At 62.7% G+C, this 11,173-nt stretch carries 9 protein-coding genes and 1 pseudogene; 3 read left to right on the forward strand and 7 right to left on the reverse strand.

The genetic code is table 11. The annotated features are described in order from the left end of the window. The 3 genes from PHW99_RS11320 to PHW99_RS11330 all read right to left on the reverse strand — a co-directional run. Positions 1-1,059, reverse strand: a 1,059-nt coding sequence (locus PHW99_RS11320) for an exodeoxyribonuclease V subunit gamma (RefSeq protein ID WP_300177205.1), incomplete at its 3' end; no start/stop codon positions are given. A 46-nt stretch (positions 1,060-1,105) separates the two neighbouring features. Continuing rightward, complete coding sequence (locus PHW99_RS11325) at positions 1,106-1,483, reverse strand: hypothetical protein (RefSeq protein WP_300177208.1); 378 nt, start codon at positions 1,481-1,483, stop codon at positions 1,106-1,108. Between the two features lie 65 nt (positions 1,484-1,548). After that, positions 1,549-3,792, reverse strand: coding sequence for a diguanylate cyclase (locus PHW99_RS11330; protein ID WP_300177211.1), 2,244 nt, complete (start codon positions 3,790-3,792; stop codon positions 1,549-1,551). A gap of 117 nt (positions 3,793-3,909) precedes the next feature. Here PHW99_RS11330 and thpR point away from each other — a divergent pair, with 117 nt between their 5' ends. Continuing rightward, positions 3,910-4,440 (forward strand): RNA 2',3'-cyclic phosphodiesterase, encoded by a 531-nt coding sequence (gene thpR / locus PHW99_RS11335; protein ID WP_300177214.1) that lies wholly within the window; start codon positions 3,910-3,912, stop codon positions 4,438-4,440. Between the two features lie 15 nt (positions 4,441-4,455). Here thpR and PHW99_RS11340 read toward each other — a convergent pair whose 3' ends face one another. After that, positions 4,456-5,319 (reverse strand): plasmid replication/partition related protein, encoded by an 864-nt coding sequence (locus tag PHW99_RS11340; RefSeq protein ID WP_300177216.1) that lies wholly within the window; start codon positions 5,317-5,319, stop codon positions 4,456-4,458. A gap of 145 nt (positions 5,320-5,464) precedes the next feature. On the opposite strand from PHW99_RS11340, the gene PHW99_RS11345 reads away from it, so the two are divergent. Continuing rightward, positions 5,465-6,247 (forward strand): hypothetical protein, encoded by a 783-nt coding sequence (locus PHW99_RS11345; RefSeq protein WP_300177219.1) that lies wholly within the window; start codon positions 5,465-5,467, stop codon positions 6,245-6,247. Positions 6,248-6,297: 50 nt separating this feature from the next. Here the strand turns inward: PHW99_RS11345 and PHW99_RS11350 are convergent. Both PHW99_RS11350 and PHW99_RS11355 read right to left on the reverse strand, forming a co-directional pair. Further along, positions 6,298-6,537, reverse strand: a pseudogene (locus tag PHW99_RS11350) (DDE-type integrase/transposase/recombinase); the annotation flags it as partial. 49 nt (positions 6,538-6,586) lie between these two features. Continuing rightward, the gene (locus PHW99_RS11355; protein ID WP_300177222.1) at positions 6,587-7,636 is read right to left on the reverse strand and encodes a Fic family protein; all 1,050 of its coding nucleotides are present in this window, start codon (positions 7,634-7,636) and stop codon (positions 6,587-6,589) included. Positions 7,637-8,534: 898 nt separating this feature from the next. Between PHW99_RS11355 and PHW99_RS11360 the strand changes: the two genes are divergently transcribed. Continuing rightward, positions 8,535-10,715 (forward strand): integrin, encoded by a 2,181-nt coding sequence (locus PHW99_RS11360; RefSeq protein ID WP_300177225.1) that lies wholly within the window; start codon positions 8,535-8,537, stop codon positions 10,713-10,715. A gap of 101 nt (positions 10,716-10,816) precedes the next feature. Here PHW99_RS11360 and PHW99_RS11365 read toward each other — a convergent pair whose 3' ends face one another. Then, on the reverse strand, positions 10,817-11,074 hold the full coding sequence (locus PHW99_RS11365) for a hypothetical protein (protein WP_300177228.1): 258 nt from the start codon (positions 11,072-11,074) through the stop codon (positions 10,817-10,819). Positions 11,075-11,173: the final 99 nt, after the last annotated feature.

An 11,173-nucleotide genomic window follows, 5' to 3' on the forward strand; every position in this document is an offset into this window, starting at 1 on the left:
GGCAGCGGGGTCGACAAACAGGTCCACCCGGCTCCAGTGGGCACGGTAGTGTTCGGGCTGGTCAAAGCCGTCGAGCAGGTGCAGGTAGTCACGTCCCTGTTTGCCCCACGAGGCCAGCAGCGGGTGGCGGGCGGCGGGCGCGGCCAAGGGCGCTGCCGGGTCAGCCGGGAACGGCTTGGCCTGCTGGCGCCGACGCACCTGCTGACGCAGCTGGGCATGGCCTTCCACCAAGTCACCCCAGTAGTACTGACAAGGGTTTTGCACCAGCAGCAGCACCTGGCAGACCCGGCCCAGCGCGGCCAACGCCTGCACGGCCTGCATCGGCAATGACGAGATGCCAAACACAATCAGCCGCTGCGGCAGGCCGCCTGGGCGCTGGGCGGCGCTGGCCAGCGCGGCCAGAAAGCGTTCGTGGACACTGGCGCGCGAGGCCTGGGCCAGCGTCTCACCGACGTCAGCGCGGATGTCGCGCCACAGCTGCGCCTGCCAGGCATGGTCTGGCGGCAGGGACTGGGCGGCGCCGAGCGGGCCGCGTAACTGGTCCAGACCGGCAGCCCAGTCGGCCAGCCAGTCGGCGCGGTAACTCTGGTAGGCGTCAAACACGTCGGCCACCTGCAGGGCCAGCTGGTAGAGCTTGCGCGCCGGGTTGTCGCCGCTCAGGTAGCGCTGCAACGGGGCGTAGACCGGGTGCGTCTGGCACAGCGTCGGCAGCAGGCGCACCAGCCGCCACAGCAGCGCGGCCTTGTCAAACGGCATGTGCGCGGGCACCAGGTCCACCCCCAGCACGGTACGGTACATCTGCCACAGGTAGGCGCTGGGCAGTTCCATGCGGGTGGCGGCGCAGATGCCCAGGGCGGCGTCATCGGCCAGCGCCAGCTCCAGCCAGTGTTTCATGCCGTTGCTTTGCAGCAGGATCACCTCGGGCTGCAGCGGCGGCAGCGGGCGCGCCTGGATCAGCTGCACCAGCAGGTCGCGCAGGTCTTCCAGCCGGTTGCCGTGCAGCACCATGAAGCCGGTTGGCCAGGCCGCCTCAGAACCCGCGCTGCTGTGCAAACTCATGAATAAAAATGGCCTCTAGCCCGCGTATTGATTGCCTTGAGTGCTATCAAAACAGCTTATAAACCAGCACCGCGGCCAGCCCGATCCAGGCCAGGGCCAGCCACCACAGGCGCTTGCGGTTGACCTCGACACGCTGGATCAGCTGGGTGTTTTGTTCGGCCAGCGACTGGATCAAGGCACTGGATTCCAGCATCTGCTGGTGCAGCTCGGCGCTGGCGACCTGCAGCTGCGCCACCTGTGCGCGCAAGCTGGCCAGTGCGCCGTCTGCCTCATCGGGCTCGGCGCCGACATGGCCCGGTGAGGTGGCAAGCGGGGTTTTCTTGCCGACGGTGGACCAGAGTTTCTTGGCCCCCTGCGCCACCTTGGGCGCGTTTTCGATCACCTCGCCCCAGGGCACCATTTTCAGGACAGTCAACCAAGCCATGGCCATGTGTACACCTCGTCAAACAATCAGATGCCGATTGTCCACCACGGCGCGCTGGCTGCGCTTCAGGCCCGGTGGGTGGCCTGGAAAACCTGCACTTGGTTGCGTCCGGCATTTTTGGCGATGTACATGGCAGTGTCGGCATCTTTCAGCACGTCTTCCACCGGCTGGCTGGCGTCCTGCAGCAGCGCCACACCAATGCTGGCAGAAAGTTGCCAGCTCAGGCCCGACAGATCAAACGGCTGGTTCAGCGCTTCGCGGATTTTTTCCCCGACCCGGACCGCCGCGGTACAGGCCGGCGCGGCAGCAGTGCCCAGTTGTGCCAGGGCCACGACAAACTCGTCACCGCCCAGACGCGCCACGGTGTCCACTTCACGCACACAGGTCTGCAGGCGCTGGGCCACTTGGGTCAGCAATTCGTCACCGCGCTGGTGGCCATGGGTGTCATTGAGCAGCTTGAAGCGGTCCAGGTCCATGAACAACACCGCGCCAACCTCACCCTGGCGCGCCAGCGCGGCGCGCATCTGCTGCAGGCGGTCCAACAGCAGCCGGCGGTTGGGCAGCCCGGTCAACGGGTCAAAAAAGGCCAGCTTGCGGATTTCTTCCTCGCTGCGTTTGCGCAGGGTGATGTCGGCATGGACCGACACGTAATGCGTCACCTGCCCCCGCTCGTCCTTGACCGCGGTGATCGACAGCCAGTCCGGGAACACGGCACCGTCCTTGCGCCGGTTCCAGATTTCGCCCTCCCAGTGGCCGGTGTGGTTCAGGCTGGTCCACATGGCCTGGTAAAACGCCGGGCTCTCGCGCCCTGACTTCAGCAGACTGCTGGGTTGCCCGACCACTTCGGCCTGGGTATAACCTGACAATTCGGCAAAGGCCGGGTTGACGCGCAGGATGACCAGTTGGGCATCACTGATCATCATGGCCGACGACGACTCGAACGCCACCGCCGCCACCCGCTGGGCTTCGTCGGCCTGTCGGCGCTCGGTGCGGTCCACATCGGTCCCCATCAGCCGCAAGGCCCGGCCCTGGGCGTCACGCGCCACCACCTGGCCACGCGCCATGAGCCAGATCCAGTGCCCGTCCTTGTGGCGCAGCCGGTGTTCAAACAGCAGGCGCGGCACCTCGCCCTTGAGCACCGGCAGCAGCAGCAGGCGCAACTGGTGTTGGTCATCCGGATGCAGACGCTGCATGAAGCTGTCATTGTCATTGGGCAACTCCCCCGGGGTAAAACCCAGCAACGCCTGCAAGCGCTCATCCAGGGTAAAGCGGTGATGGCGCAAATCCCACTCCCAGACGCCCAGGCCGCCACTGTCGAGTGCGAGCTGGGTATAGGCCTGGCTGTGCCGCAGCGCCCGGGTTTGGCGCTGCTCACGCTGCCAGTGCCAGGAAAACAGGGTGGCGAGTCCGAGAATCAGCAGCGTGCCCAACGCAGCCTGCGTCCACTGGGTGCGCTGGGTCTGCCGCACAGAGGCCTGAAAGTCGTCCTGGCCGAACCCCACCGCCACAAACAAGGGGTAACCGGCGATCTTGCGAAAGTGATACAGCCGCAGCGCCTGATCAATCGGCGACCGGTTTTCAAAAAAACCCTCCACCGCCCCCTGCGCCATGGCGCGCAAAGGGGGGACATCGCGCAGATTGGCGCCAGCCCCGGTCATCAGCTTGCTGCGCCGGGCTCGCACCACGCCGTCGGTGCCGATCAGGGCAGCAATGCCGTTGGCGCCGACGTCCAGGCTGGCATAAAAATGGGTGAAGTAATCCGCATCCATCGACACCACGGCCACCCCGCCAAAACTGCCATCGGGCCGAGTGATGCGTCGGGTCAATTGGATCGTCCACTTGTTGGAAACCCGGCCCAACACCGGTTTGGACACAAACAGCTGGTCGTCGTTTTGCTGCAGATGCACCTTGAAGTGCTCGCGGTCCGATAGATCAACCTGCGGGGTCTGCGCCAGATTGCTCAGCCGGTAAATGCCTTGCGCGTCAATGATGCCCACCTGGTGGAACAACGCCGCGTCAATCGCCCCCTGGCCGACCCAGTGGCTCAGATCCAGCGCCAGACCATCGCGCAGATACAGCGCCCGCGCCAGTTGCAGGGCCTGGTCGGCCGCCTGCAGGGTTCGCAGGGCATGTTCCTGGCTCAGGCGAGACATATTGCCGAGTTCGCGCCGGGCGGCCTGACTCTCCTCAGACCATTCATGGTCCACCATCCGTGCGGTGACCCCAACCAGCACCAGTATCGCCAACGCTGCCAGCGACCACGCCACCACGTGGGCCAAACCACTGCGAATATTCAACGGCCACTTCATCCAACGTTCCTCAAGTTATGCTTTTGTTTATGGCGCACTTGGCAAAGCTGGTTCTTGATTAACATCAATCCTTGCAAAATTTGGCTCCGAATATCTCCGCTGGACCGTAACACCACCATGGACACCGACACCTCCCCGGCCTGCCAAACGCAGCGTGTATTTCTGGCGCTCTGGCCCGACGAGCGGGTACGGGCACAACTTGGCCACCATACCCCGCAATGGACCTGGCCCGCAGGGTGTGCAGTCTACGCACCCGCGGACTGGCATGTCACGCTGCATTTCATTGGCCGTGCACCCGTGCAACAGGTGGCCCATGTCCTGGCACAAGCCAACCTGCCCTGCCCGCCTTTCGAGCTGGTGCTGGATCAGCCCCAGTTATGGCCACGCGGACTGGCCGTGCTGTGCGCAACCGAAGTCCCGCCGCCACTGCAGAGACTGCACGACCAGTTGGGGAACCTGCTGCGCGCAGCCGACCTGCCGGTCGAGTCCCGCCCCTACCAGCCCCATGTGACGCTGGCGCGGCATGCTGACAGCGCCAGCCCACCGGCCAACACACCACCCGTGGTGTGGACCGTGCAGAACTACGCCCTGGCCGTCTCGACCGGTGACGCCACCGAGCGCTACCGGGTGTTGCATCGGTACCCCTGAAGAACCGGAATTCGGTCAGGCCAGGCGGCTGCTTTTTTCCAGCAGATTCAGCACTTGTTTGCGCAGGGCGTCGTTTTCCTTTTCCAACTGGGCCACACGCTGCTGGAGCGCCTTGATCTCGTCATCCGCAGACATGGATTCCGGTGGCGTTAACGGCACCTGATCCGCAGCCCCGGCGGGTGCGGTCCGCGACTGGCGCCTGGCCTCGCGCACGCGTTTGGCTGCCTGCTTGAGCTCGTCCTTGCCAGCGGCTGCGGCAGCCACCTGGTCGTCGACGGGCAAACTGGCCACGGCAGCCGCGGCGTTGAGCGAAATCACCCCGGATTTCACGGCGGCCACCAGTTCGGGCGCGGCCTGTTTCTGGATTTTTTCAATCAGCACCACCTGGCTGCTGCTCAGACGGGCGGCTTTGGCAATGTCTTCGCGGCTGGCCAGGGGTTTGTCCATTTGGGCAGGGTTGGTGACAGCGGCGTCCTCCCAGGGTGGGATCTGGGGCGCTGGCTCAGACCCCTCCTCATCGGCCTGAGCGGGCGTCATGGCCAAGGCTTTGGCACGCCGTGCCGAGAGGATCTCTCGCTTGCGCAGCGCCAGCACGCCACGCTGGAAGTCGGACACACTGCGCCGCCCCAGATGTTGTTCGATCATCCACAAGTGGACATCTTCCATGGTCTGGAACAAGGTGGCCTGCACGGTCTGGAACGGCAGGCCATGCGCCTGACAAATGGCGTAGCGGTTGTGCCCGTCAATCAACAGGTCGCCCCACAACACCAGGGCATCACGGCAGCCTTCAGTCAGAATGCTGCGCTCCAGCGACGCGTATTCTTCGGGCGTCAACGGGTCAATATAGGCTTTCAGTTCTTCGTTGACGATGATATTCATAGACAGGCAATCTGGCGCTGGTTTGTTGACAAATGGGGGCGCATTGTAGGCACCCTGGGTCGGCACCATGGCGGGTGCCCGGCTGTGTGATCGGGTAGAGTCAAGCCATCGGCACGCCAACGCAAAAACCACCCGTGATCAAACCATGAACCGACTTCAAACGGAACTGCAGCGCCTGTACTTTCCCCACGAGCCGGCCGCCGACACCCCAGCCGCAACAGACAGCGGCCTTGAGTTGATCACGATCCATGGTCAGGTGCGCGCCATGGTGGTGGAAGTGGCCCAGGCCGCCGGTTGGGATGGGGTAGCCAGCCTCTGGCAGGGCATTCAGGATGAACTTGAGTTGCCCGCCCCCGCGATGGCGGTGTCGGGCATTGACGGCTACCAAGTCTGGCTGTCTCTGGTCGAGCCGATACCGGTGGCGCAGGCCCAGGATTTTCTCGAATCACTGTGTCAGCGTTATCTGAGCGGCGTCATGCCCCAACACATCGACGTGAGGCCGGTGGCAGATGCCTCGGCCCCCAGGCAAGCCCGGCACGCCCGAATGGTGCCCGCCCTGCAGACGCCAACCGGTCATTGGTCAGCCTTCATTGCCCCGGGTCTGGCCAGTATGTTCGCGGACGAGCCCTGGCTTGACCTGCCACCCAGCGATGACGCCCAAGCCAAGCTTTTGGTCAGTGTCCAGAGTATCCAGCCGACCGATTTTCAACGGGCACAGCAACAACTCCGTACCGGCAAGCCGGCTTCGGTGCCGACGGGTCCCGCTGCCAGCGCGGGCCAGTTGACAGATACCTCACAGGAACGGGGGCACGATGTCTCCGACCCCAGGCGTTTTCTGCTCTCGGTCATGAAAGACCCTGGTACCGAACTGCACCTGCGGATTGAAGCGGCCAAGGCACTGCTGCCCTGGTTTCAGGGTCAAAACTGAGCGGCCGTCCCCCTGAGCAAATGGAACCGGCCTGACCACGCGCAGAGAATGCCCTTACGGCTCATGCTTTGCTTGACTCCACGCTGTGCGAGCATCGCTCGATAGGGCTGCATTTTGTAGTGCCAGCCTTGGTCTGAGTGAACGATCAATTCTGCAGTGCACGTCGTCCGCGAAAGCGCTTCCCGTAACGTGCTGGAAACGAGCTCGAAGACGGGACGCCTTGCCATTTGGTGCGCGATGATCTCGCCGTTGTAGAGGTCCATACAGGCTGACAGATAGAGTTTTTGGCCTTTCCCAGCTACCGCCCGAAACGATCAAATTAAACATCCACCAATCCCATCACTTGAGTTCATACCAAACACCACGCCCGCTGCCCCGCTGATTCAAATGACCGTGCTCAACCAGGTTGCGGAAATGTTGCTTAAGCGTGTTTCGACTGACACCCGTCAATTTGATCGCATCGCCGATCGTGACGCGCCCGTGTTCGCGGGCAAATTCAACGATCTGCAGTGACAGCTCGGGCAAGGCAGCCAGTACGATCTTCTCGCGCTCTACCTTCTTTTCCAGCCGCCGTACCTGCTCGGCCAGTGACCGCAGGAAGAACACCAGCCACGGTTGCCAGTTGGGAGCATCTGTCCGGATAGACCCCTGCGTCTGCCGCAAGGCAAGGTAGTACGCCTCTTTATTCAGCTCGATCACGCTCTCCAGTGAGCTGTAGGGCACGTAAGCGTAGCCTGCCTGAATGAGCAACAAAGTGGTCAAAACACGACTGAGGCGGCCATTGCCATCCTGGAACGGGTGGATCTCCAAGAACACCACGACGAAGATGGCAATGATCAAGAGGGGGTGCAACTCCGCCTTGTCGCGCTCCCCATTCACCCAGGCAACTAATTCAGCCATCAGGCGCGGCGTGTCGAACGGGCTTGCCGTCTCGAACACGATCCCGATCTGCACACCGTTTTCATCGAAAGCGGCTACGCTGTTCGAGTTGGTCTTGTACTGTCCACGGTGCCGCGAGTCCTTCTCACTGTGGCGCAGCAGGATCTGGTGCAGTTGCTTGACGTGGTTCTCGTTGAACGGAATGTCACGCCAGGAGCTGAACACCAAGTCCATCAGTTCGGCGTAGCCGGCCACCTCCTGCTCATCACGGGTCTCGAAAGACTGGATGGCCAGGTTGGAAAGCAGCTTCTCCACTTCCCTGTCGGACAACTTGCTGCCCTCGATACGGGTTGAAGACCCGATGCTCTCGATGGTGGCCACCCTGCGCAAGGCAGACAGACGATCAGGCGCAAGGGTGCCCAAGGCACGCCAAGCGCCTTTGAACTCATCAATCCGAGCGATCAGGCGCAAGATCTCAGGGGTGATCTGAAGGGTGTCAGAGCGAAGCATAGAACCAATAATACGCCCAATAACACCCATTTCTCAAGATGTGCGACCTTCGGGGTTCCGATGGAAAAATGGGTGTGAATGGATGTTTTATTGGTTCACGCCCTACGGCTTGTGATGCTCAGCAGTTCCCATACGAATTTTCGTATGGAGAAATTTGATGAGCACCAAAATTTGCGCCTGCTGTGGCCAGTCTTTCCGGCCAGCCCCACGCGTCAAAAACCACCCCTACTGTTCAGCACCGGACTGTCAGAAAGAACGATGCAAGCAGTGGCGACAAACCAAAATGAATTACCTTGGCCGAATCATTGATGAAAAATGCTGGTGCAACTTGGACACTCGAATTCCAGCGAATTGCGCCCTACCTGACCATGCCTTGGAGCGGCCAATCGTGCCCAATCCTCTGGTGCTTAAGCAAGGAACGCGGGTACGTGACTGGAAAGCTGCATTGACCCGGTTTACCATCCAGTTCGAGGAAAGGGTGCCAAAACCTTAATCCTCACGCCCCGTTTACACAAAATTCAGGACACCCTCGTGGAACGAGCCCTTGTCCGGGGATGAGCCCCCGCCGAACGCCTCCGAGCAAATCCATTCCCTGTGTCAACCCTGCTTCGGTTGGGTGTGCTTGCGCGTCCACCCGCTATAGAGTTCCAGCCATCCTGCCTGCACCCGCACCAGGGAGCCCGGCCTGCCCGCGCTTCCAGAGGGGCTGCGGCGCTACCCCGTCCACTTGCCCGGAGGCCCCTAGATGTATCGAACTTTTCCAGCCAGAGCCAAGGCACTGCGGGTGATGCTTGTCGGAGCGGCAAGGCTGTTTCTTCTGGTGGTAGGTGGAGCCCTGGCAGCCTGCGGCGGTGGCGAAGACCCTGCCGTGCCTCCACCTCCGCCACCGCCACCATCCGTGGCGCAACATCCCGTGGGCGGTACCGTGACGGGGCTGGTCGGCACGCTCGTCCTGGCCAATGGCACGGGAGCGGAGCTGACCATCACGGCCAGCGGCAGCTATGCCACCAGCGTTTTGCAGGGCCAGGCCTACAACATCGTTGTGCGTACCCAGCCCGTCGGGCAGACCTGTGTTGTGGAAAACGGCTCGGGCGTGGTGGCAGGCCCGGTCACGAACATCCTGGTGACCTGCACCACCAATACCTACACCGTTGGTGGATCGGTCACGGGCCTGGTGGGTGCCGTGAGGTTGCAGCTCAACGGCGCTGCGGATTTCGTGGTGACAGCTGATGGCGTTTTCCGGTTTGCCTCGCCGCTGGCCCACGGCAGCGCCTACGCCGTCACGGTGTACGCACAGCCCGTGGACCAGATTTGCGCGGTAGAGGCTGGCACCGGGGTTGTTGTGGCGCCGGTGACCCAAGTGAGAGTGCTTTGCAGCACGATCTACACGCCTCCTCCTCCGCCACCCCCACCTCCGCCGGCTCCCCCCACGCCGGGTGGCCTGGGTACTACCTATGGGACGAAGGCCCTGGTCTTTTCCTGGACCTCGGCGCCCGGTGCAACCAGCTACACGTTGTACGAGGACCCGGACGGCGCGGGCCCGTTGGCACCTGCGCAGATCGGATCGACCGCTACCACGGGGTTGACCTACGCAGTGCCTGTGCTGCTGCACCTGCGGCTGAATGCCACGTACACGGTACAGGCCTGCAATGCGGGTGGTTGCAGTGCCCCATCGACCTCCGTGGCTGCCGACATGGTGCGAGCCATTGGCTACTTCAAGGCGTCCAGCACCACCGCCGAAGGCCGGTTTGGCAACCGTGTGGCCTTGTCCAGCAACGGATCCACCCTGGCCGTGGGTGCCTATGGAGAGGGTGGCAATACCGGCGCGGTGTATGTCTTTACCAAAAGCGGCACCACGTGGTCGCAGCAGGCGCGCATTGCGGCCCCCAACGGCGAGGCCAACGACTATTTTGGAAACGCACTGGCGCTGTCTGCCGACGGCAACACGCTGGCCATCGGCGCGGACGGCGAGAGCGGCGATCAGAAGGGCACGTTTGCGACGATGCCCGCCACCAACAACCTAGCCAGCAGCTCTGGCGCCGTCTATGTGTATTCCCGCACCGGCGCAGCCTGGTCGCAGCAGGCCTTCATCAAGGCGAACAACGCAGATGCCGACGATCTTTTCGGCTCATTCGTCTCTCTCTCGAACGACGGCAACACTCTGGCGGTTGGAGCCTACAACGAGGACGGCGACTTGACCGGAACGCACGGCAACGCGACGTACTCTGCGTCCGGGGCCGCCTACGTCTTTACCCGCACGGGCACCAACTGGGCACAGCAAAGTTACCTCAAGGCCTCCAACGCGGGCGCTGGAGATTTCTTCGGGATCTACCTCAGTTTGTCCGGGGCAGGCGACACCCTGGCGGTGGGGGCGTTCTTTGAGCGCAGCGCCCGGGCAAGCGATCCAGCGGACGACACCCTGGCCAATGCCGGTGCGGCCTATGTGTTCCAGCGCAATGCGGGGGTGTGGTCGCAACAGGCCTACCTGAAGGCTCCCAGTCCCAAGGCACAGGACCGCTTCGGCGTCGCGGTCACTTTGTCGGGCGATGGCAACACGCTGGCCGTTGGTATGGACGGAGACAGCAGCAACTACACCGGCATATTCGTGGTGCCTCCAGCGAGCAACACCCTCGCGCTCAACTCTGGCGCGGTGTTCGTGTTCACCCGTGCGGGCGGCGTCTGGCAATCGCAGGCCTACCTGAAAGCCTCCAACACCCGTACGCCCCACCGTTTCGGCAACAACCTCGCCATGTCCAGCGACGGCAACACGCTGGTGGTGCCGTCGTACCGGGACGACAGCACTGCGTACGGATTCAACGGAGACCAGGCCAGTACCACGGCCCCCGATGCAGGCGCTGTGCTGGTGTTTCGCCGCACCGCAGGCACATGGACGCAACAAGCCTACCTGAAGGCCCCCAACACCGGAGCCGGGGACCGGTTTGGTGGCCGCGTTGCAATATCCGGTGACGGCACCACGCTGGCCGTGGGGGCATCAACGGAGGACGGCGGATCGAATGGAATTGGTGGCAACCAGATCGACGAAAGCAGAACCAACGCGGGTGCAGTGTACCTGTACTGACGCCTTGAGGAACGGGGCTGGCGAATGTCTTGCCCGTTCTTCCATCGCCTAGTGGTGCAGCGGCCCTCAGTGTCCCTGAGCGCCCCGGACTGCTGCCTGATCTACATGGTCTGCGCGCGTCGCCGCACCCGAATGCTCGGCGTGGCGCCCGGCCAGGGGTTGAGCACGTAGATGCCGGGATTGGCTTTCTCGTCGCCGTGGCTGGATGCCATGCATTGATCGTGATCGAGGTAATGCTGGACTGCGAGCTGCTTTTGCTCGGCAGAGTATTTAGCGGAGGTACGGGAATAGCCCACCTGCAAATCTTGCTCCCGCTCGTACTCTCGATACCTGTGTTGGTCAAGTTTTTTCGGACACATCGATAGGTAATGTGATTGCCGATTGCTGCTCGAAAGCATTGGGTGGCAAGTTGCCCAGTGTTGAGTGCAGGCGCACACTGTTGTAAAAGCCCACGATGT

The sequence above is a fragment of the Rhodoferax sp. genome (assembly GCF_028689305.1).
Lineage (GTDB): Bacteria > Pseudomonadota > Gammaproteobacteria > Burkholderiales > Burkholderiaceae_C > Rhodoferax.

Coding starts and splice junctions, on each gene's coding strand:
- PHW99_RS11365 (WP_300177228.1), bottom strand. CDS start 11,074: ATGTGTCCGAAAAAACTTGACCAACACAGGTATCGAGAGTACGAGCGG.
- PHW99_RS11345 (WP_300177219.1), top strand. CDS start 5,465: ATGAACCGACTTCAAACGGAACTGCAGCGCCTGTACTTTCCCCACGAG.
- PHW99_RS11340 (WP_300177216.1), bottom strand. CDS start 5,319: ATGAATATCATCGTCAACGAAGAACTGAAAGCCTATATTGACCCGTTG.
- PHW99_RS11330 (WP_300177211.1), bottom strand. CDS start 3,792: ATGAAGTGGCCGTTGAATATTCGCAGTGGTTTGGCCCACGTGGTGGCG.
- PHW99_RS11325 (WP_300177208.1), bottom strand. CDS start 1,483: ATGGCTTGGTTGACTGTCCTGAAAATGGTGCCCTGGGGCGAGGTGATC.
- thpR (WP_300177214.1), top strand. CDS start 3,910: ATGGACACCGACACCTCCCCGGCCTGCCAAACGCAGCGTGTATTTCTG.
- PHW99_RS11355 (WP_300177222.1), bottom strand. CDS start 7,636: ATGCTTCGCTCTGACACCCTTCAGATCACCCCTGAGATCTTGCGCCTG.